This is a genomic window from Collimonas sp., assembly GCF_035566375.1.
Taxonomy (GTDB): Bacteria; Pseudomonadota; Gammaproteobacteria; order Burkholderiales; family Burkholderiaceae_D; genus Collimonas.
Genome location: NZ_DATMRK010000074.1, coordinates 186,435 through 207,104, shown reverse-complemented (window position 1 = coordinate 207,104; position 20,670 = coordinate 186,435). Strand labels below are relative to the sequence as shown.

General features: G+C 55.7%; 19 protein-coding genes. 13 read left to right on the top strand and 6 right to left on the bottom strand.

Translation table 11 applies throughout. From position 1 onward, the window contains the following. Positions 1–709 (top strand): autotransporter outer membrane beta-barrel domain-containing protein (locus tag VNZ60_RS23045; protein WP_325663371.1); only part of this gene is annotated, 709 nt, incomplete at its 5' end. Between the two features lie 352 nt (positions 710–1,061). Then, positions 1,062–1,526: an SRPBCC family protein gene (locus VNZ60_RS23040; protein WP_325663369.1), complete on the top strand. Its 465-nt coding sequence runs from the start codon at positions 1,062–1,064 to the stop codon at positions 1,524–1,526. 24 nt (positions 1,527–1,550) lie between these two features. Here the strand turns inward: VNZ60_RS23040 and VNZ60_RS23035 are convergent, their stop codons facing one another. Both VNZ60_RS23035 and VNZ60_RS23030 read right to left on the bottom strand, forming a co-directional pair. Then, complete coding sequence (locus tag VNZ60_RS23035; RefSeq protein WP_414648950.1) at positions 1,551–4,214, bottom strand: FtsK/SpoIIIE family DNA translocase; 2,664 nt, start codon at positions 4,212–4,214, stop codon at positions 1,551–1,553. Between the two features lie 132 nt (positions 4,215–4,346). Continuing rightward, a complete protein-coding gene (locus VNZ60_RS23030) occupies positions 4,347–4,580 on the bottom strand; it encodes a hypothetical protein (protein WP_325663365.1) in 234 nt (77 codons plus the stop codon). A 423-nt stretch (positions 4,581–5,003) separates the two neighbouring features. On the opposite strand from VNZ60_RS23030, the gene VNZ60_RS23025 reads away from it, so the two are divergent. After that, positions 5,004–7,790 carry a TonB-dependent receptor gene (locus VNZ60_RS23025; protein ID WP_325663364.1) on the top strand — a complete coding sequence of 929 codons (2,787 nt, stop codon included), beginning with the start codon at positions 5,004–5,006 and terminating at the stop codon, positions 7,788–7,790. Between the two features lie 160 nt (positions 7,791–7,950). Then, on the top strand, positions 7,951–8,877 hold the full coding sequence (locus VNZ60_RS23020; RefSeq protein WP_325663362.1) for a hypothetical protein: 927 nt from the start codon (positions 7,951–7,953) through the stop codon (positions 8,875–8,877). On the opposite strand, the gene VNZ60_RS23015 is transcribed toward VNZ60_RS23020, so the two are convergent. Next, positions 8,874–9,749, bottom strand: coding sequence for an AraC family transcriptional regulator (locus VNZ60_RS23015; protein ID WP_325663361.1), 876 nt, complete (start codon positions 9,747–9,749; stop codon positions 8,874–8,876). The two genes, VNZ60_RS23020 and VNZ60_RS23015, sit on opposite strands and share 4 nt — an antisense overlap. Before the next feature lie 112 nt (positions 9,750–9,861). Here VNZ60_RS23015 and VNZ60_RS23010 point away from each other — a divergent pair, with 112 nt between their 5' ends. Both VNZ60_RS23010 and VNZ60_RS23005 read left to right on the top strand, forming a co-directional pair. Beyond that, a complete protein-coding gene (locus VNZ60_RS23010; protein WP_325663360.1) occupies positions 9,862–10,593 on the top strand; it encodes a hypothetical protein in 732 nt (243 codons plus the stop codon). 132 nt (positions 10,594–10,725) lie between these two features. After that, complete coding sequence (locus tag VNZ60_RS23005; protein ID WP_325663359.1) at positions 10,726–10,926, top strand: hypothetical protein; 201 nt, start codon at positions 10,726–10,728, stop codon at positions 10,924–10,926. 21 nt (positions 10,927–10,947) lie between these two features. Here the strand turns inward: VNZ60_RS23005 and icmH are convergent, their stop codons facing one another. The 3 genes from icmH to tssJ form a co-directional block, all read right to left on the bottom strand. After that, on the bottom strand, positions 10,948–11,727 hold the full coding sequence (gene icmH, locus VNZ60_RS23000) for a type IVB secretion system protein IcmH/DotU (RefSeq protein WP_325663357.1): 780 nt from the start codon (positions 11,725–11,727) through the stop codon (positions 10,948–10,950). Continuing rightward, complete coding sequence (gene tssK, locus VNZ60_RS22995) at positions 11,724–13,070, bottom strand: type VI secretion system baseplate subunit TssK (RefSeq protein WP_325663356.1); 1,347 nt, start codon at positions 13,068–13,070, stop codon at positions 11,724–11,726. The genes icmH and tssK overlap by 4 nt, the downstream gene beginning before the upstream one ends. Positions 13,071–13,137: 67 nt before the next feature. Continuing rightward, on the bottom strand, positions 13,138–13,737 hold the full coding sequence (gene tssJ / locus VNZ60_RS22990; RefSeq protein WP_325663355.1) for a type VI secretion system lipoprotein TssJ: 600 nt from the start codon (positions 13,735–13,737) through the stop codon (positions 13,138–13,140). Between the two features lie 262 nt (positions 13,738–13,999). Between tssJ and VNZ60_RS22985 the strand changes: the two genes are divergently transcribed. From VNZ60_RS22985 to tssG, 7 genes are all read left to right on the top strand, one after another. After that, entirely contained in the window at positions 14,000–14,593 is a 594-nt protein-coding gene (locus tag VNZ60_RS22985) for a tetratricopeptide repeat protein (protein WP_325663353.1), read from the top strand. A gap of 86 nt (positions 14,594–14,679) precedes the next feature. After that, positions 14,680–15,189, top strand: a complete 510-nt coding sequence (gene tssB / locus VNZ60_RS22980) for a type VI secretion system contractile sheath small subunit (protein ID WP_325663351.1) — start codon at positions 14,680–14,682, stop codon at positions 15,187–15,189. A 1-nt stretch (position 15,190) separates the two neighbouring features. Then, positions 15,191–16,678 (top strand): type VI secretion system contractile sheath large subunit, encoded by a 1,488-nt coding sequence (tssC, locus tag VNZ60_RS22975; RefSeq protein ID WP_325663349.1) that lies wholly within the window; start codon positions 15,191–15,193, stop codon positions 16,676–16,678. 24 nt (positions 16,679–16,702) lie between these two features. Continuing rightward, positions 16,703–17,194, top strand: coding sequence for an Hcp family type VI secretion system effector (locus VNZ60_RS22970; protein WP_211463036.1), 492 nt, complete (start codon positions 16,703–16,705; stop codon positions 17,192–17,194). A 72-nt stretch (positions 17,195–17,266) separates the two neighbouring features. Continuing rightward, positions 17,267–17,758: a type VI secretion system baseplate subunit TssE gene (gene tssE, locus VNZ60_RS22965; protein WP_325663382.1), complete on the top strand. Its 492-nt coding sequence runs from the start codon at positions 17,267–17,269 to the stop codon at positions 17,756–17,758. 1 nt (position 17,759) lies between these two features. Continuing rightward, positions 17,760–19,604, top strand: a complete 1,845-nt coding sequence (gene tssF, locus VNZ60_RS22960; RefSeq protein ID WP_325663346.1) for a type VI secretion system baseplate subunit TssF — start codon at positions 17,760–17,762, stop codon at positions 19,602–19,604. Beyond that, positions 19,568–20,650: a type VI secretion system baseplate subunit TssG gene (tssG, locus tag VNZ60_RS22955; RefSeq protein ID WP_325663344.1), complete on the top strand. Its 1,083-nt coding sequence runs from the start codon at positions 19,568–19,570 to the stop codon at positions 20,648–20,650. The genes tssF and tssG overlap by 37 nt, the downstream gene beginning before the upstream one ends. The last annotated feature ends 20 nt before the right edge of the window (positions 20,651–20,670 follow it).

Here is a 20,670-nt window from a genome sequence, read left to right as displayed (position 1 = left end):
ATTGGCTTACGCCGACAGCAAGGCCAGTTTTGATCGGCTCGGCGGGCAATCGAAGGGGCGCAATACCGGTGTCTCCTTGTATGGCCGGCATGGGTTTGGTCAGCCTGGCGATGGTGGCTGGTATGTCTCGGGCCGGGCCGGCGCGGCCAGCATCGACAGCACCGTCACGCGCACGGCGCTGATCGGCGCTACGGAGCAGAACCTGGGGACCAGTCATACCGATAGCCTGTGGTCAGCCTATGCCGAGGGCGGTTACGTGTTGCCCCTGTCCGGCGACACGCGCTTGACGCCTTACGCGGGCGTGACGTACGACTGTCTCAAGCGCGGCGGTTTTACCGAAAGCGGCGGCGTGTTTGGACTGACGGCGGACAGCCAGACGTACAAACAGACAGCGGCTCTGCTGGGTTTACGTGGCGAAAGCAGTTTCCAATGGGCCGGCGGCTTGAGCGTGGTGCAGGCGTATGCCGCCTGGCAGCATGCGTTCAGCGATGGCAGCCTGGATTTCGGGGCGGCTTACGTGGGCGCGCCGGCGGCGCGATTTACGGTGCAGGGGATAGGCTTGTCGCGCAGTTCGGGTTGGGCCGGGCTGGGCTTGAGTACCGCGGTGGATAAGCGTTGGGGCTGGTATCTCAACTACGATGCGCAGCTGGGCAAGGGCGGCTTGCGTAATAACGTGCTGTCGCTGGGGTTGCGCTTCGCACTTGATTGATACACACATCGAGACGCAAACGATAGCCCTATCACACTCTCTCTGTTGCAGGCCAAGGATTGGTGATTGGCTGTTGCCCTAATCTTCCAGTGCTTCCCGAAATTTTATAGCGCCCAACGGTTAAAACTGTTGGGCGCTTTTTCATTTAATTTCCACGCTCTGTGCGATGGGATTGTATTGCCATTTTTTTTTTGAGGGGGGAGGAGTGCATTCCATATATTTTGTATCGAGCGAACAGATCTCTTGTCATCTTACTCAATCATCATATTGATTCTAGAATGTTGCTTGTGTTTTTATTAATAATATATTTTTTGTAGTTGCTACTCATCCTTAAAATTTCAGGAAAATTACTATGCCTATCAACAAAAAAAATCTGTTCGTAATGCAAAAACTTGATCTGGCGATTTCAGTCGAAAAAACTTGGGAGATATTAAAAGACTTCAATGGCATGGCGTCATGGCATCCAGCAGTTGCCAATAGCAGAATAATCAAAGGCAACAACAATCAAGAAGGGGCGGTGCGTTTACTGTCGTTGCACGATGGCGGTAGCATCACTGAAGAATTGCTGGATTATTGCGAGCAATCCCACAGCATCGCGTACAACATTAGCGACTGCCAGCTGCCTATCAGCGAATATATTTCGGTGCTAACGGTTCATGCAGCAGGCCAAGGATCGCTCGTGATCTGGCAAGGTTCGTTCAAACGGAAACATGAAGAACCTGTCAGCGGTGCGGATGACGAAACAGCGAAGAAGATCGTCACGGGCATTTACACCGCTGGCTTTGATGGCTTGAAGCAGAAATGCAACAATCAATAAAGTCATTTACTACACGCCACACAGTCACTCTGCCTGCACCGGTGTCAGCACCTCACGGCTGCCATTGGTCGCCACCGAAGAAACAATTCCGGCCGCTTCCATCTGTTCCACCAACCTGGCGGCGCGATTGTAGCCGACGCGGAATTGCCGCTGTACCGATGAAATCGAGGCGCGCCGGGTGCGTACCACGAAGGCCACGGCCTCGTCGTATAGCGGATCGGCTTCGACATCCTGGCTGTCGCCGAGCAGATCGGCGCTGGCGCCTTCAGCCGGTACGCCGGCCAGAATCGCTTCTTCGTATTCCGGTTCGCCGAATTGTTTCAGGTGTTCTACCACCCGGTGCACTTCGGCATCCGAAACAAAGGCGCCGTGCACCCGTTGCGGATAACCTGATCCTGGCGGCAGGAACAGCATGTCGCCGTGGCCCAGCAGGGCTTCGGCGCCCATCTGGTCGAGGATGGTTCTGGAATCGATTTTCGATGACACCTGGAACGCGACCCGGGTCGGGATATTGGCTTTGATCAAGCCGGTAATCACATCTACCGAGGGCCGTTGCGTGGCCAGAATCAGATGAATGCCGGCGGCCCGGGCTTTCTGCGCCAGGCGTGCGATCAGCTCTTCGATCTTCTTGCCGGTCACCATCATCAGATCGGCCAGCTCGTCGATGATGACGACGATCAGCGGCAGGGTTGACAGCGGTTCCGGCGCATCGGGAGTGAGCGAGAATGGATTGCTGACTTTCTTGCCGCGCATTTCGCCATCGCGGATTTTCTGGTTGAATCCAGCCAGATTGCGTACCCCGAGTGCAGACATCAGGCGATAACGCTTGTCCATCTCGGCCACGCACCAGGTCAGCGCATTCGAGGCCAGTTTCATGTCGGTGACCACTGGCGCCAGCAGATGTGGGATGCCTTCATATACCGACAGTTCCAGCATCTTCGGATCGATCATGATCAGGCGCACTTCTTCCGGCGTGGCTTTATACAAGAGCGACAAAATCATTGCATTGATCGCCACCGACTTACCGGAGCCGGTGGTGCCGGCCACCAGCATATGCGGCGCCCGGGCCAGGTCGGCGACCACAGGCGCGCCAGTGATGTCCTTGCCTAAAGCCAGCGTCAAATGCGAGGCAGAGTCCTGATAAGCGGGCGATTCCAGGATCTCCGAGAGCCGGATCATCTGCCGTTTTGGATTGGGCAGCTCAAGCCCCATGCAGGTTTTGCCGGGGATGGTTTCGACCACCCGGATTGACGTCAGGCCGAGCGCGCGTGCCAGATCTTTCATCAGGCCGACGATCTGGCTGCCGCGTACGCCTAACGCAGGTTCCACCTCGAAGCGGGTAATCACCGGCCCGGCGTCGGCGCCTAGCACTGTTACCGGTACTTTGAATTCTTTCAGACGCTGTTCGATCAGCAAGCCGGTTTCGGCCAGGCGTTCAACTGGAATATCGATCAATTCGTTGACAGCGGGATCCAGCAAGTCGAGCCCGGGCAAATCAATCCGCAGTTCGTGCAGGCGATGAAATGAGAAGTCGGCTTCGTTGTTGTTGTGGGGCGCCATTGCCAGAGCAGCACCTGAGGCAGGCGCCGGCACAGCTTGCACCATGGTGGTATCCGTTTGATCTGCAACGGCATAGTCAGAAGTAAGCGCTGGACGCGGCCGCAAATCTGTCGATACGGAGTCAGGCCTGAGCGCCTCCTGATGGACGATGTCAATTGGCGCAATTGGCGCAATCGGATCGGTGGCGGCAAGCACAGGTGTTACCGCCACGGCTGGTAGCACCAATGCATGCGGCACATTGATCGCTTCGTTCGCAGGTACCGGCGCAGGTACCTGCGCAGATACCTGCGCAGATACCGGCGCAACGGGAGCAGGGCGCGTGCTGATTGTCGTGGTCAGTGGCGTGTTGCGATTCTGGATACGCTCAGTCTGGCGCATGTGCATTGCATCTTTGCGCGCCGTGCTTGCGGTTCTTGCCTGTTGCGCCTGTTGCGTCATGTTTGCACGTGCGCGCATCGCTGGGGTCGGGATGATTTGTTCAACCGTGGCCCACTCGGCCATGCTTCTGGCCGTGCTGTTGATTTCAGCCCGCGTATCAACCCGTTTGGACGGGGGCTTTGCTTGTTTGCCGAAGATTTCAGACAGCTCGGCGCTTGAAGGCAGTTGCCAGGATTTTCTGCTGCGCGGAGGAATCGCTATGCTTTCACGGGATCGTGCCGGCCTGGGTACGGAATGGGCAACTGCCGCGACAGGTGCGACACGCTGCTCGCGTTGCACCTCGGCATGCTGTTTTTTTGCTGGGAAGATCCGTGTCAGCAAGGGGCTTGTGGTGGCCATCGATTTCAGCCATTCGCTGCCAAATAACCACGATAGCGCCAGGACCGCGATGGCCATCAGCAGCAGCACGCCGCCGACAGTGCCTAGCAGGCTCATGAAACCGTGAGCCAGCGCGTAGCCCAGTCGATCGCCGTCAGGCGGGGTCGATTCCCGTGTGCGAAGTACTGCCTCCAATGCACTGCTGCTGCACAGTAACAGGAACGTCCCTAACCACAAACGGATGGAGCCTGGGCCGCGCAGCGGATTGATCCCGGAGCGGCGTGCTTTGAGCACGCGTAAAACCAAAGGGACAAGCCACAGTAAAGACCATCCGAACCAACTGAAAACTGCTATATGCATGCTCAAATTCAATGAAAAATCGACGTCCGGAAATCTAGGGGTTTGCGCAAATCATGATGCGGCAGGAACGGGCCTGGTCCATTGCCTGGAGCAAGGGAGGCCTGACTGGATTGGTCGGACGTCCTTGTATGAAAGTAGGTGATATTAACCGAAAAACATCAGGCGTTCCCAGCGGGTTTGGCTGTCTGTCCTGGCATTTGTGTGAACAATTGTGCGACGAAAATCAGGGCCGGCAAGACCGCAATCACGTAACTTCCAAGGCACTGGTTTGTCTTCACTTTTTTTCCGTGCTGTACGGCACAGCCGTTTGAAATGCTGCAAAGCACAACAAGTGCCTATAAATCGCAGCATTATCCGCATATTTCTTTCTTTTTCCACGATGCATTTGCTTATTCGATATTGTCTTTCACCGCATTTGTGTAATTTTTTGACAATATGTTGTCGTAAATTTGTAACGCAATATATCTATTTGTAATGTGATGGAAAATTTTGTAACAAAAAATATTATCTTTAGTATAGATTAACAACGCAGCATCTTGGTGCACGGCAATAAATTGCATTGAAGATACTGTGTTGCCGTCGTCTGCACTACGTACAAGCGATGTAAATGACGGTAACTCCTGGGAGTCCAGATGATGAAAAAGCCTTCTGGTGGATTCTTTGGTTTGTCTGTCTGTATGAAATCTTAGCAGAGATGTCAAAACGCAAATTACGTCGTCCATAAGGCGATTTAATCAGTCTGGTTTGATTACACAAATAATTAAATTCTCAACTCTAAATTATCGATAGGGAGTGTTGCTTATGATCAGGGAACGGAAGTTGTCACAGTTGTTGCGCCAGGCGTTTTTTACCGGCGGCGTAGCAGTAGGGATAGGATTGTTGGCCCAGTCTGTGCAAGCGCAGGAGACAAACGACGAGAAACCGATGGCACGGGTTGAAATCACCGGTTCCAACATTAAACGTACCCAACAGGAAGGACCAGCGTCGACCCAGATTCTGACACGCAAGGACATCCAGCAATCGGGCAAGACCACGGTAGCCGATGTGGTGCGCAGCCTGGCGGCCGACAACAACGGTTCCATCAGCGGCTCATTCACCAACGGTTTTGCCGGCAGCGCCTCGGGCGTTTCGTTGCGCGGACTTTCCGTCAACTCGACCCTGGTACTGATCAACGGCCGCCGCACCGCCCCTTATGGCCTGGGCGATGACGGCCAACGCAGCTTTGTCGATCTGAACACGATTCCGCTGGGCGCGGTGGACCGCATCGAGGTGCTGAAAGACGGCGCTTCTGCGATCTACGGTTCGGATGCAATCGCCGGCGTGGTCAACATCATTTTGCGCGAAACCTATCAAGGCAAGACGATCTCCGGAACCTTAGGCACATCCGGTCATGGCGACGGTACTTTGCGGACCGCATCGGGAACCTTTGGTTTCGGCGATCTGGAAACCGACAAGTACAACTATTTCTTCAGTATCGACGCCAAGCAGAGCAACGCGATCTGGTCCAGAGATCGTCCGGAATATCTCGGACAAGCGGATGCCCGCCCATGGGGTGGCCGCGATCAACGGGCCGGCGCCACTACCAGCAGCAACACTGGCGGCAATAGCTTCGTGGGCACGGTACGCCCGGTCAGTGCAAGCGGCAGTACGATTCCCGGCCAGGGGATCCAGAATCTTCCTGGATGCGCCAATATCGACCGCGGGACTTCAATCAATTCCGGCGGCGGTTGCCTGTGGGACCCGATCGCTTACCAGTCTGTCCAGCCTGAAACCCAGAATATCAATCTGTATGGCCGCGGCACCTTGAAGATCAGCAATGATATGCAAGCCTATACGGAACTCGGCTTGTTCAATTCTCAAGCCAAGACCATCACTACGCCGTCCGCTCTGACCAGCACTGGCTTTGACTTGATCAACAACCGCGTGGTTAACACGAATACCGGCCCTGATCAGTTGCTGTTGCCTATCGGCCATCCGGATAATCCGTTTCCCAACAACCGCGCCCGCCCGCGCTGGGTCGATCCGAATCGTCCGCGTACTTCCGATCTGGACACCACCGTCACGCGCCTGCTAGTTGGCGTGAAGGGCACATCCTTCGGCTGGGATTACGACAGCGGCATCTTGTACGCGCAGAGCAAAACCGAGCGTACCCAGAACGGCTATTACCGCACCAGCGCATTGCGGACAGCAATGAACAACGATACTTTTCGCATCGGCGAGGCGGGTGTGCTGAACAGTGCGCAGACCCTGGGTCTGGTTTCCCCGGAATTGAAAAATTCGGCGACCACCAAGCTTGCTTTGTGGGACTTTAAAGGCACCCGTGAATTCGGTCAGTTGCCGGGCGGCCCTATCGGCATCGCGGTCGGCGGCGAGTTCCGTCACGAATCGACTGACAGCCAGGCGACGCCATTCACCGACGTCAGCGACATCGTCGGCCTGGGTTACGCGGCAGCTAAAGCCTCGCGCAATATCAGTTCCTTGTACACGGAATTGGCATTGCCAGTGATCAAGCAACTGGAATTCCAGCTCGCCTTGCGTACCGACCAGTACTCTGATTTCGGTAACTCCACCACGCCGAAGATCGGTTTCAAGTTCACGCCGATCCAGCAGTTGGCTTTGCGCGGCACGTATGCAGAAGGTTTCCGTGCTCCTGGTCCATCGGAAAGCGGCAACAGCGCGGTTTCTGGTTTTACTACCTTTACGCGTGATCCGATTCGCTGCCCTGCCACCGGCCTTTCTGCAGATTGCTCGGATGGCAAGAACGTCGGCGCCGTGACTGTCGGTAACAAAAACCTGAAGCCGGAAAAATCACAGAGCTACAGCCTGGGCTTCATTCTGGAACCGATCAAGAACACCAGCGTTTCGGTGGACTACTGGCGTATTGTTCGCAAGAACGAGATCGTCGGTTCCGATCCGGGTGCGGTCATTGCCAATCCATCGGGCTTCCCGGATGCAACTGTAGTACGGGGCGAACCGACTTCGGATTTCCCTGGACTGGCTGGTCCGATCCAACTGGTCAAAGCGCCTTATATCAATGCCGGTCAAACTCGCACCAGCGGCGTCGATATCGATTTGCGTAGCCGTTTTGACTTGAATTCCTACGGCCGCATGACAGCCGGTTTGACGCTGTCGCAAATGTTCGAGTTCAAACGTACTACCAATGGCGTGACGCAAAACTTTGTCGGCACCCATGGCGATACGAACTTGTCCGGCAACGGCGGCACACCGCGCACTCGCGCTTCGGCGTCGCTGGCTTGGGATCGCGGCCCGTTCAATCTCACCACCACGGTTAACTATGTGAGCGGGATTGAAAACAAGAACGAAACCGGCGGCGAATGCCTGAATGTGGATCCAGTCACCGGCAACGCTTTGATGAATTGCCGCGTAGCCTCGTTCACCACAGTCGACCTGTTCGGCCGCTGGAACGTGACCAAGCAATGGGAAGTTACCGCTGCGATCGCCAACCTGTTTGACCGCCTGGCGCCGCTGGACGTGCAAACCTACGGTCGTATCAACTACAATCCGTCCTTGCATCAATCCGGCGCCGTCGGCCGCTACTTCACCTTGGGTGCTCGCTACACTTTCTAAGTGCAGGTTCTTATCTGATCGAAGCTGAAAACGCCAGGGAAGTCCGCTTCTCTGGCGTTTTTTTTCGGTGGCTGCTGGCATAGCTGGACCGGCAGGGACGACGTATGATGAGAAGAGCCCATCGCGCATGACGGCAGTTCAACTCGAAAGACAAACGAAAATGAAGGTATGGATTAGCTTCGCAGCGGATCCGGAACAGAAGGCGCGCTGCCTGAATCGTTTGCGTGAAGCGCAACCCGGCCCTGGAAATCAGCCTTCCGACTGTGCCGCCGGCGGCAAGCATCGCTTTAGCGAGGAACTCGGCGTACCCGAGACGCTAGCTGTGGTGATTGACGTGCTGTGCTGGCTGCGTCAATCGGAGGGAAAAACCAGCGCCCGCGAACAGGCAATTGCACTGATTGAAGCTATCCCGGTGGGAGCGGATCTGGGAGCGGTTCCGGATCACTACGGCCATTGGCTGCTGCATGATCCGCAATGGGGTATTGCCCGCTACTGCCCGCCAGGGCCGATGAAGGCATTGACGGCGCGGATCAGAGCATTGCATGACCAGGAACTTGCCGGCCTGAGCGTCGATGCGAGCGAGTGGCAGGCGCTGGAGCAGGAGGGGCGTGCCGCTGCTGACGCTGACGAAGGGGACAGCCAGTATCTGCAGAGTTTGCTGCTTTCTGTCGCCAATCCCTTGGGTCAGATCGATACCGAGCAAATGGGGAAATTGTGTGGCGGCGCGGCGTATTTTGCGGGAGAGCAGGGCAAGGCGGAATACTGGAGCGATAGCGAACAGAGTCAACTGGATGAGTTATATGATGGCTTCCGCCTCAGCGTGGAACAAACGCTGGGGCCTCGCCCATCCGCACAGCAGACAGCGGAATTGACTGCCTGGACCGCGCAAGAGCAAGCGCTGGACGCTGCATGGGAGAAGCGGATGCGGCGGCAGCAGCGGAGGTTATGGCGGCGCTGGGATGCATGGGGCGTAAAACAGGCCTCGCTGTATGCCGCATTCAGTGGCGCCGCTATCGGCTTCATGCTGTCACAGATCAAACAGGCGCCGCGCCGAGATATTTTTGACCCGAGTCAGCAGTTGCATTAATCAAAAGCTTGACTCTGCGCCAGCCACTGACGAGGAGACAGCCCCGTGCGTTGTGCAAAGACACGGGATAAGGCTGATGCGTTGGCGTAACCCAGCTCTGGGGCGATCAGTTTCGCCGCACGCCCATGGCGCAACTGCTTTTTGGCTAGTGTCATGCGCCAATCGGTCAGATAGTCCGCCGGGGCAACGCCCACCATTTTTTTGAAGCGACTGGCGAACGCACTGCGCGACATGGCGGCATGCTCGGCCAGCGTTTCCAGCGACCAGGGCCGCTGCGGGTTCTCATGCATCGCGGTCAGCGCGCGGGCCAGTTTTGGGTCGGCCAGGCCGGACACCAAGCCGATCGAAACGCCACCTTCTTCTCCATGGTCCAGCAACCAGCGCAGTAGTTGCAGCAGCAGCACTTCAAACAGGCGATCCGCCATCAGCTGGTGACCGCAGCGCACCTGATCAGCCTCCTGAAACAGCAAGTCCAGCACACCTGACAGGCCTGGCACTCTGGCCAAAGGCAAAACGATCAGCAGCGGCAAAGCTCGCACTAACGGGTGACTGGCGCCGCCTTCGAAGTGGACTGAGGCGCATGTGAATTCGGAACCGTTCTGAGGCGCATTGTGAAACTGATGCGCCAACGGCTGCGGGTAAAAAAAAAGTGTCGGTTCCCTCGCCTCAATGCGGCGCACCACACCCGCCCCTTGTTGATGGGTGACCACCATCTCGCCCTTGCGCAGTACGTGAAAAAAACCTCTGCCCGGTTGCGCATCGAAAGTACTCACACCACACAGCGCGCCAGTGTGAAAAAGACGTGCGGACACCTGAAACCGCTCCAACAGCGAAGAAAGCCGGTCCAAGGCTTGGGTGGGATCAGCGCTCATATTGTACGAATAGGTATGTTGTATGGATCAATAGATACCAATTGTACACACGCGGGGCGCAAACTTCTCCCTGTGCAGATTTGCACCAACTCCAATCCAGAGAGGTATCTCAATGAAATTGCATTCAACACTCAAGCAGATCACGCTGGCCGTGGCGTGTGCTGGCCTGGGCCATCTCGCCGTGGCGCATGACGGCGAGCACACTGTTGGCATTCAAAGCGCGCCCAGCGCCAAGGTGCAAGCACCGTTTGATATTTTTCATACGCGCATCACCACCGAGGGCAACATCGCCACCTTCCATATCGCGGTGTCTGGCAAGGCGGGGGACAACAAGCCCGGCAAGACCGGCAAACTGGCCGGCAGCACCGTATTTTCTTATGTCTGGCCGACCACCATGGACCCATCCGTGGTTGGGTTTGAAGCCAAAAGCGGCATCCTGGCCTTCGCGGTGACCAGCCATCCCGATTTCAACGACACACCGCTGTTTGCCGGCGGCGGCGAATGGCACTCACACTGGGTGGTGCTGCGGCCCGACGACACCTGTGGCAAGGGAGCCCTGAAGGTGGTCGACATTCCCGAGGGCAGCAAGCCCAAGTTGCCCAAGACATGGCCTGGCCTGCCGATCCTGATCGACAGCCCTGGCTGGAACCCTGTCTTCAAAGGGAAATCGCTGGAAGTGAAAGTGCCGTTCGACGACATTGGCGTGGTGCAAACCGCCGGATTTGATGGCGTCACCGCCGCGTTGCGCGTAAACGCCAGCGTGCACAACCCACTGCTGTGCGTAGCCGATGTATTCAAGGTGGCCTCGGGTAATTTGTCTTTGCCGGGCAAAGTCAATCAGTGATCCCTGTTCCGCCTGTCATCCCTCAATTTCCCAAAGTGGCGCCGAATCCAGTGGCCTGACGCAAACCGGTGTTCCGATGAATATCGACCTTACGGTAGTGGCATCGGAACATCTTGAGAAAGAAAAGAAGCCATGCTGGCAACCTCCACCTTTGCTCCGCCGCTGCGTATTGCCCAGTGGTTCAGCACCGTTGGTGGTACCGGCAACAATAATCTCATTCATATGGCGCTGGCCGCCGAGATGGCTGCGACAACCGAACAGGCGGCATGGGCCGTCAGTGTCGCTGACATACGGCAAACAGCCGCTGTAGTGATTACCCCGGAACCAAGCTGAACCACGCTTGCGGCAATCGAATCAAGGCAAAGTAATGGTCAGATTGGCCGCGCGCGGGGCTAATTTAACGATATCACTGTAACCACTGATACTCGCCGCAGTGGCGCGTGACAGCATAGTGTTCAAGCTAAAGTAACCGCCCAGCCCAATCAAGGCAAAGACCGAGCAGAGCGCCCACAACGGCACTTCGTTGCGTAGCTTATGGCTGACTTGATCTGGCCGTTCCCAGTGTGGCGCGAAGCCAGCACTTTTACCTTTCATTCGAGCGATTTCATCGCCCAGACGAGCGGTAAGATAATTGAGCTTTTCCGGGCCTTCGATAATGTATTTGCCCTGGAAGCCAAGCAGCAAACACATGTGGAAAACCTCTAGCGCCTGCAGGTGCAAGTCGCCTTTAGCGCGTAAATCCTCGAGACGAGTGAAGAAGTGTTCGCCGGCGAGCTGGTCGCCAAACAGGATTAACTGCAAGGGCCGGCGCGCCCAACTTTCACGGATATTGAATTGCGAATGCAAGATGTTTTCGTCGACGGCGGCGCAAAACGCATATTTCGCCGAATGAACGTCTTCGTTGGACACATTCAGTTTTTTCGCGCCGCGTTCAAAGTCGGTCAAGAAACGCTGCATTTTTGAAATGAAACCTGCTTCGTCTATTGGTGCGCAACGGTTTTTTAACAAAAATAAAGCATAGAAGCCGTCATACATCAGGTCAAGCAATGAATTGGCTGAGCTGCTGCTGTCTGACGCTGGCTGTTGGCCGGCGGTGATCGCGCCGAGCAGAGAGGGGGCTGAAGATCTGGTCATGGTGTAACCGCTAGAAGTTCAAGTTTAAGGTCGTTAATGCCGGACGGGACGTAAATTGAAATCGATTGTGCCTGAAGCATCCGCTCGTATAAAGGTCCTTTGTTTTCCAAGGCAAAATAATAGGTATCCGGCCGTACCGGCAACGCTGCGGGCACCTGCGGCGAGTGCGACAGCTTGACGCCGGGCATCGCCGACAGCACGAATTTATCGACATCATCGGGCGCGCCGACCTTGAAGCGCAGCGGTACGATGTCGACCAGTTCGATGGCTGGCATGCTGGCGTTGACCGCCAGGTAAAACGCGGTCTTGTCGTCGATTTTTCCAGAGTCGAGCATGCCGTGATGATGCGCAGGCTTGTTCTCCGACAGTGCAATCGAAAAGTAGCGCGACGAAATCACGGTATCCAGCAACTCGCGGATGATGGTGTCCAGCTTGGCGAAACAAGGCCCTGGATCCTGGTGCTGATAGACCGGCAAATCCGATAATGCATAGCTCTTGGAAAACGTCATCAGCGCACCTGTCAGGCTAAGCAGTTGCTCGTACAGCCGTTCAGGATGAAACGCCGGATTGTGAAAAAAATGGGTCAGCGATGCAAATGCAGAGCTGGCGGTGTGCAACAGCCAGAATGACGAAATATCGCCTGAGCGAAATTCAATCACGTTCTTGCTTGGCTCGCGGTGATGGCCATACAAGGCGTTGACCTTGGCTTGCAATGCATCCATCAGGCACCGCAGTTGGATATATATGGCAGGAGCGCTACGAATCGTCAGGCTGGGCGCCACAAAGGCCGGATCCGGCTCGAAGCCGCCGGTCGAAATACGGCGCAGTCTGATCAGTGGAAAACTGATCAGGGAGTCGCGTGGCTCGACTTCCGACACCAGCCGCACGGATTTCTTCAGGTAGGTCAGCTCCGCTTCCGCCGCTTGCGTGAACAAGTCCGGCGTCGCCGAATTGTTCTGGGCATAGCGGGTGGCGTTGCTGGTTTGGCCCAACGGCGAAAAATTGCCGCCGAAGCCTTTCATGTAAGGCAGGGCAGCGTAGTAAGTAATAGTCTGTTGCCCATGCGGAATACTGCCCAGGTCCACCACTTCCGGCAGATCGTCGTCGCCAGGCGCATTGTAAATCTCGCCATCCTGGAAGATCACCGACAACTCGGATAGACGCAGCGTATTGTTGGCCAGCGCATCGCGATCCAGCTGGACCGTCATGACGCCCCAGGCATAGGGATGCAAGGCATTGGTGGTCTCATGCAGGCGGTTTTCGTGATACCGGTCCTGCTGCTGGAAATGCTGAGGACGCAAGAACAGGCCCTCGCCCCATAAAATTTTCGATGTTCGATTCACGTATTTACTCACATGTCATTTATTCAAACCGGCACGCAATTGTTTGCGTGGCGTTAGCCAGATCGCGCTAGCCGCATGGGGCTGGGGTTAAAAATTTACTCGCGCCAACATCTTCCGACACGGTAATGCCGGTGCCGACCGTCAGCGCACAGGCATTCGCACCTACGGTAATGCCGGACTTCTCGGCTTGCTCAGCAGGAAAAGTCATTTTCCAGCGTTGCGCCGCCGGCTTGCGGAACAGCGCTACAACGCCGACGAAACCTGCTTCTCTGCTGACCTTTTCGCTGACTTCGTAGCGCTGTCCGGGCACTAGTGTAATTTCCTTCACTTCGACAAGATCGGCGCCCAATACGTCTTTTTCTTTCTGCGGATTGGTAAATGTATCGTAAGTTGCCTGTTGGAAAGCACCATTTTGTCGTAACTTATATACTCTGGCGACCAGGGCAAGCGGCGTGCCGGAACTGTCCGCATTCAAATTACTGCCGGCATGCAGCTTGATCGCTATGGTTCGCGGCGGTTTTTGAGCGTCAGGAATTTCTGGTTTGGTGATGCCGGACATTTGCAGTACCGAGTTGGCGATTGAGCCAACCGCCGATACGGCGCCAGCGGCGCAACCAGTCAAATTCAGTATTGCGACCAGCGAAATCAGGAGAGATAGGGGACGCATCAAGGTTAATCTTTATTCAGGTTGCAAAAATACCAAATAGATAATAACGTTCGAAAAGTATTTTTTCGTTAATATTGCATAAAATAAAATAACAATGTAGTTGTCGCCTAGACACATAGTATGTGACTAGACTAAACTTGTTGCTTTGGTGTAACCAAAGTTAACAATTTTTGATGTAGATTGGCAATATGATATCTGCATCTGCCAGGTTTTGTTAAGATTCGGCAATATTAAAAATTGCTACATAGAAAGTGAGTGCACGATGAGTCAATGGAAAAATAAGTTTATCTACGGCGCGGCGTTGGCCTGCCTGGTAAGTGCCTGCGCAACCCAGGCGCCACCACCGGTAGACCCGGCAGCCAAGCTGGATTCTATAGTGGCTGAAGCAGACGCCGCACAAAAGGCCGGGCAAACCGATAAGGCAGTCAAGTTGTTGAAAGATGCGACCAGCGCGTTTCCTGCAGACAAGACACCGTGGATACGCCTGGCGCAAATCCGCTTCGATACAGAAAACTATGGCGACGCCATTGCCAATGCGCTGGAAGGCTTGCAACGCGATCCGAAGGACAAGGTTGCCAATAGCATAGTTGCGGTGGGCGGCCTCAGATTGTCGACCAAGGCCCTGAACGACTTGCGCACGCAGAACGATTTGAACGGCAACGTCCGCAGCGAAGCGCAAGGACTGGCCAAAATCCTGCGTGAAAGCCTGGGCGAAACGGTGTTGGTGCCGGCTCGGCCAAAGGTGGTAGCCCGCCCTGCAGCAACCAGCGCCAAAAAGGGCGCTGTCGCGGCAAAACCAGGCGCGACGCCAGAACCTAGCGGCGACGCCGCCAATCCATTCGGATCGCTACAGTAACGTGACTCAAATGAATCCTGATCCCGCCAGGCGGAATCAGGGCGTGATTATTCGGTAATTATTCGGTAAGCATCAGCGAGGGTTTTATGGCCAAAAAAGAGAGTACTCAAAAACGTTTGCAGAAAGTGCGTCCACCACGCGTGCAGATGACTTACGACGTCGAAATCGGTGACGCAATCGAGCAAAAGGAACTGCCGTTCGTGATGGGGGTAGTGGGTGATTTCAGCGGCAAGTCCGATGTGGCCCAGGCCAAGCTGAAAGACCGCAAGTTCGTCAACATCGACAACGACAACTTCGACGAGGTGATGAAGGGCATAGAGCCGAAAGCGACTTTCCGCGTGCCGAATCATCTGAGCGACGCCGGCGGCGAGTTCGGGGTCGAGCTCAAATTCAAATCCATCGACGATTTCCGTCCGGAAGCGGTGGTGCAGCAAATCGAGCCGCTCAAGCAGTTGCTCGAAGCCCGCACCAAGCTGGCCGATCTGCGCAACAAACTGGCTGGCAACGACAAGCTGGAAGATATCCTCAACGATGTGCTCAACAGCACAGAAAAGCTCGCGGCGTTAAGCAAGCAAACCAAGAAGCAAGGAGACTGAAATGTCCTTTCAGCACAACACTGCGCTGGCCGCTAGCGCGACCGCAGAAGAATCCGGTTTGCTCGACCAGATCGTAGAGCAGAGCAAGGTTGCCAAGTCTGGCGCTGAGCATGATCGCGCCAAAGACATCATTTCCGAACTCGTGAATCAGGTCATGCAAGGCACCGTGGTGGTTTCAGCCAATTTGTCGGCTACCATCGACGCCCGCGTGGCCGAACTGGACCGCCTGATTTCAGCGCAAGTCAGCGCCGTGATCCATGCGCCTGAATTCCAGAAGCTGGAAAGCAGCTGGACCGGCTTGCATTATCTGGTGTTCAACTCGACTACCGGCCAGAATATCAAGATCAAGGTGTTGAACGCCACCAAGCGGGAACTGGTCAAGGACTTCCAGGCCGCCCTGGATTTCGACCAGAGCGCCGTCTTCAAGAAAGTCTATGAAGAAGAGTTCGGCACTTTCGGCGGTTCTCCATTCGGCGCCTTGCTGGGGGATTTTGAAATTACCCGGCAACCGGAAGACATGTATTTCATCGAACAGATGTCGCATATCGCCGCTGCTGCGCACGCACCGTTCATCAGTTCGGCGTCGCCTGAACTGTTTGGCCTGGAAACCTATAGCGAACTCGGCAGGCCGCGCGACCTGGCCAAAGTATTCGAGACCGTCGAATATGCAAAATGGAAGTCTTTCCGCGAGTCGGAGGATTCCCGTTATGTCGGATTGACGCTGCCGCGCTTTTTGGGCCGGCTGCCGTTCAATCCTAGGGATGGCCAGACCGTCGACGGTTTCAACTTCGTGGAAGATGTCGATGGCACCGATCACTCCAAGTATCTGTGGTGCAACGCTGCGTATGCATTCGGCACCAAGCTGACCAAGGCGTTTGAAGATTTCGGCTGGTGCGCAGCGATCCGCGGCGTCGAAGGCGGCGGTTTGGTGGAAGATTTGCCGACCCATACCTTTAAAACCGACGAAGGCGAAGTTGCGCTCAAGTGCCCGACTGAGATAGCCATTACCGATCGTCGTGAAAAAGAACTGAGCGATCTCGGTTTCATCTCGCTGGTGCATTGCAAAAATACCGACTACGCAGCCTTCTTTGGTGCTCAATCGACCCAGAAAGCCAAGAAATACAATACCGATTCGGCCAATGCGAACTCCGTGCTGTCGGCTCAGCTGCAATACATTTTCGCCGTATCGCGTATTGCGCATTACATGAAATCGATGATGCGCGACAAGATCGGCAGCTTTGCTTCGGCAGGCAACGTGGAAGATTTTCTCAACCGTTGGCTGACCCAGTATGTGCTGCTTGATGACAATGCCAGCCAAGAGCAAAAGGCGCAATTTCCGTTGCGTGAAGCCTCAGTGCAGGTATCTGAAGTACCGGGACGTCCGGGCGTGTACCGTGCAGTGTCTTTCTTGCGCCCGCACTTCCAGCTTGACGAACTTTCAGTTTCACTCCGCTTGGTTGCGGAATTACCAGCGTCAACCAAGTCTTAACTTAATTGAATAAGGGGAATCACCATGGCAATAGACGTATATCTGCAAATTAATGGCATCAAGGGCGAATCGACAGACAGCGCGCACAAAGACTGGATCGAATGCAAATCGGTGCAGTGGGAAGTGTTGCAGCCAAAGTCGGCTACGGCATCGACCGGCGGTGGCCACACTGCTGAACGCTGCGAGCACAAGGACATCGTGATTACCAAGATCGCTGATCTGGCTACACCTTTGCTGTTGCAAAACTGTTCCTCGGGCAAGACGATCGATAGCGCAAAATTTGAGTTCCTGCGCGCTGACGGCAAGGGCGACCGCATCAAGTACTTCGAAATCGAGCTGTCGAACCTGCTGATTTCGGATGTCACGCCATCTGTCCAGGAAGGCGAAGTGTTGAGCGAGAGCGTTAGCCTGAAGTATTCCAAAGTCAAATGGAAGTACACACAGCAAAAAATCGGTGGCGGCTCCGGCGGCAATACATCCGGCGGCTGGGATCTGTCGACCAACAAGGTCGTGTAATTTTTTTGTACCAGTAATGAGAGCCGTGGCATTCCGATGCCGCGGTTCTTTTTTTCTTGCGAATGGTATGCGATGAAAGGTTTCACGCCGGGATTGTTTGACAGACTGATGGGCGGCGACAGTGCGCCTGCGCAATCCGATCTGGTAGTGCGGTTATCGATGGATGCCTTGAAAGACGCGGTTGCCCGCGATCTTGAGGCCATGCTGAATACGCGCACCGTGATTCCTGAAGAAATACTCAAGAATTTCCCCGAATGCAGCAAGTCGATATTGACCTACGGCTTGAACGACTTTTCCGGCATGAGCCTGGCCAGCGTGGATGACCGTGCTTATATCTGCCGATGCCTGGAACAAGGTATCGCGCGCCACGAGCCGCGCCTGAGAGAGGTCCGGGCTTCGCTCGAGTTGCGCGAAGGATCAATCAACCGCTTGAATTTTGCGATCGCGGCCCTGCTGGTTGTGCCGCCGGCCAAAGAGGCCGTGAGCTTCGACGCCGTGCTGCAGCCATCTACCTTGCAATATTCAATCAGCAGAGCACGCCGCGCGATGCGGGTGGACAGTTAACGTGGACGAATTACTTCCCTATTATGAGCGAGAGCTCGGTTTTTTAAGACGCTATTCGCGCGAATTTTCGGAGCGCTATCCAAAGATTGCCGGACGTCTGCTGATGTCCGGCGAAGTCTCCGAAGACCCGCATATCGAGCGCATGATCCAGTCGTTCGCGCTGATCAACGCCCGCACCTCGAAGCGGCTGGACGACGATTACCCGGAATTTACCGAAGCCCTGTTCGAGGTGCTTTATCCGCATTACCTGCGGCCATTCCCGTCCTGTTCGATTGCCCGTATGGACTACAGCGTCGCCGCAGAGCAATTGACCACAGCGATGCAGGTCCCGCGCGGCACCGAACTGACGACGCGGCCGGTCAAGGGCGTGGCCTGCAAATTCAAAACCACGTATGACGTGGTGGTGGCGCCTTTGTTGCTGTCGCACGCCGTGTTCGACCCGATCATCGAACCGCCGGACGCGGTGCTGCTGCCGCCCACCGCCAGTTCGCGTATTGGCATCACTTTTGAAACGACTGCCGAGCAGGCCGGCTTTGCTGAACTTGGGGTCAAGACACTGCGCGTATTTATCGACGGCGAGCCGTCGTTTTGCGCAGCGTTGCGCGATACGCTGTTCATGCGGACGGTGCGCGCCTATGTCGAAGCCGGCAACAGCGGCCGTTGGCATGCGGTAAACAAAATCCCGGTGACGCCGGTTGGCTTTGAGGAAGACGAATCGCTGATTGATTTCCCGGCGCGTTCGCATCCGGCCTATCGCCTGCTGACCGAATATTTCTCCTATCCCGAGAAATTCAATTTCTTCGATGTCGATGTCGCCGAGATCGCCAAACTATTAGCGCCGGGTTGCAAGAAATTCACCTTGCATCTGGTGCTCTCCGGCCTGCGCGCCGATTCCAATACCGCCCGCATGCTAGGCACCTTGTCGACTAATAACCTGCTGCTGGGCTGCAGCCCGGTCATCAATCTGTTCAAGCAACACGGCGACCCGATCCGGCTGACCCACACCAGCGCCTATTATCCGGTGGTCTGCGATTCACGACGCGCCTATGCCTATGAAGTGCATTCGATCGATTCGGTGCAGTTGGTGCGGCAAACCCCGGAAGGCGAATCGATCACCGAATTCCGTCCGTTTTATTCGTTGCGTCACGGTGAAAGCGCGGACAAATCCGGACACTACTGGGCCATGCGGCGCGACGAACTGGTGGCGGCCCGCAGTCCCGGCTATGAAACCGAAATTTCAATTGTCGATATCGACTTTGATCCGGCCACTATAGAAACCGATACGCTGAGTATCGAATTGACTTGCTGCAATCGCAACTTGCCAGCCTCGCTGGCCTACGGCCTGGCTGGCGGCGACCTGTACATGGAAGGCGGTTCTCTGGTCAACTCCACCAGTTTCTTGAGAAAGCCGTCCGAGCCTTGCCGCTTCGAGCGCGGCCGCGGCGCGCATTGGCGTCTGATTTCGCATCTTGCCTTGAACCATCTGTCGCTGGCCAAGGGCGGGCTTGAGGCTTTGCAAGAAACCCTGAGCTTATATGACTTGCCGCGTTCGGCGATCTCCCAGCGCCAGATCGGCAGCGTGGTCGGCATCGATCATAAGGCTGCCACTGCCTGGCTGCCCGGCAATCCGTTTGCATCGCTGGTGCGCGGCATCGAGATCAAGGTAACCCTGGACGAGGAAGGTTTTGTCGGCAGCGGTATCCATGTGTTTGCAAATATCCTGGATCGCTTCCTCGGCTTGTATGTGCATGCCAACAGCTTCACGCAATTGGTCATAGCTTCCAAACGAACAGGTGAGGAGATACTGCGATGCTTACCGCGCAGCGGAGATTCGAACCTAGTGTAATCCAGCGCCTGCTGGACAAGCCGCATCGGTTCCAGTTTTTCCAGGCTGTGATGATGTTGGAGCTGTGGTTGAAACGTAACGGCGTTCCGCATGAGGAAGCGGTCAGTGATTTCCTGCGCTTCCAGAACACGGTGTCGCTGGGCTTTCCGCCGAGCGAGATCGAGGCGCTGGAAGTAACGCCCAAGCTGACCGAGCAATCGGTGGAAGCCTTGCTGGAAGCATTGCAGACCAATCAGCTCGATAGCATTGCGCTGACGCCGGCGTTCATCGGTTTCTTAGGTGGTAACGGCAGCTTGCCTAGCCATTACTCGGAGCGCATTGCTGCGCACCAGCTGTTTGAAAAGGACTACGGGCCGCGCGCTTTCCTGGATGTTTTCTCGAATCGCAGCGTGGCGCTGTTTTTCAAGGCCTGGCGCAAGTACCGGCTGGAGTTCAAGTACCAGATCGACGGCAAGGACAGTTTCCTGCCGCTGCTGATGTCGCTCGCCGGTTTAGGCCACCGTACCTTGCGCGAGCGCATGTCGGAAGAGGGAGAGGGCCTGCTGGACGAATCGATCGGCCATTTCGCTGCAGCCATCAGGCACCGGCCGCCATCCGCTGCGTATATGCAGCGGGTTCTGCGCGACTATTTTTCGGTGCCGATCGCGATCGAGCAGTTTGTCGGTCATTGGTATGACGTGCCGCCCGACCAGCAAACGGTATTGGGGTCGACCAATGCCACCTTGGGCAGCGTGGCGATGGTGGGCCAGCGGGTATGGCAGCGCGATTTGCGCATGCGCCTGAAAATCGGCCCCTTGACCAAAAAGAAGTTTGAAAGCTTTTTACCGGGCGGCACGGCTGCCGTCGGGCTGGAGAAAATACTGGCGATGTTTACCAGCGTCTTCCTGGAGTATGAAATACAGCTGATCTTGCGTGCTGACCAGGTGCAAAGCGTCACCCTGGATTCCGCGCGTGAAGGCGGGCGCCTGGGGTGGGATACTTTTGTCACCAGCAAGCCTGCAGAAATCGACCGCACCGACGTTTGTTACGAAATTCACTCACTTTGACAATGCATGGATGGGAAGGC

Coding starts and splice junctions, on each gene's coding strand:
- VNZ60_RS23020 (WP_325663362.1), top strand. CDS start 7,951: ATGAAGGTATGGATTAGCTTCGCAGCGGATCCGGAACAGAAGGCGCGC.
- VNZ60_RS22970 (WP_211463036.1), top strand. CDS start 16,703: ATGGCAATAGACGTATATCTGCAAATTAATGGCATCAAGGGCGAATCG.
- VNZ60_RS23040 (WP_325663369.1), top strand. CDS start 1,062: ATGCCTATCAACAAAAAAAATCTGTTCGTAATGCAAAAACTTGATCTG.
- icmH (WP_325663357.1), bottom strand. CDS start 11,727: ATGACCAGATCTTCAGCCCCCTCTCTGCTCGGCGCGATCACCGCCGGC.
- tssC (WP_325663349.1), top strand. CDS start 15,191: ATGTCCTTTCAGCACAACACTGCGCTGGCCGCTAGCGCGACCGCAGAA.
- tssE (WP_325663382.1), top strand. CDS start 17,267: ATGAAAGGTTTCACGCCGGGATTGTTTGACAGACTGATGGGCGGCGAC.
- tssG (WP_325663344.1), top strand. CDS start 19,568: ATGCTTACCGCGCAGCGGAGATTCGAACCTAGTGTAATCCAGCGCCTG.
- VNZ60_RS23005 (WP_325663359.1), top strand. CDS start 10,726: ATGCTGGCAACCTCCACCTTTGCTCCGCCGCTGCGTATTGCCCAGTGG.
- VNZ60_RS23010 (WP_325663360.1), top strand. CDS start 9,862: ATGAAATTGCATTCAACACTCAAGCAGATCACGCTGGCCGTGGCGTGT.
- VNZ60_RS23015 (WP_325663361.1), bottom strand. CDS start 9,749: ATGAGCGCTGATCCCACCCAAGCCTTGGACCGGCTTTCTTCGCTGTTG.
- tssB (WP_325663351.1), top strand. CDS start 14,680: ATGGCCAAAAAAGAGAGTACTCAAAAACGTTTGCAGAAAGTGCGTCCA.
- VNZ60_RS23025 (WP_325663364.1), top strand. CDS start 5,004: ATGATCAGGGAACGGAAGTTGTCACAGTTGTTGCGCCAGGCGTTTTTT.
- tssJ (WP_325663355.1), bottom strand. CDS start 13,737: ATGCGTCCCCTATCTCTCCTGATTTCGCTGGTCGCAATACTGAATTTG.
- VNZ60_RS22985 (WP_325663353.1), top strand. CDS start 14,000: ATGAGTCAATGGAAAAATAAGTTTATCTACGGCGCGGCGTTGGCCTGC.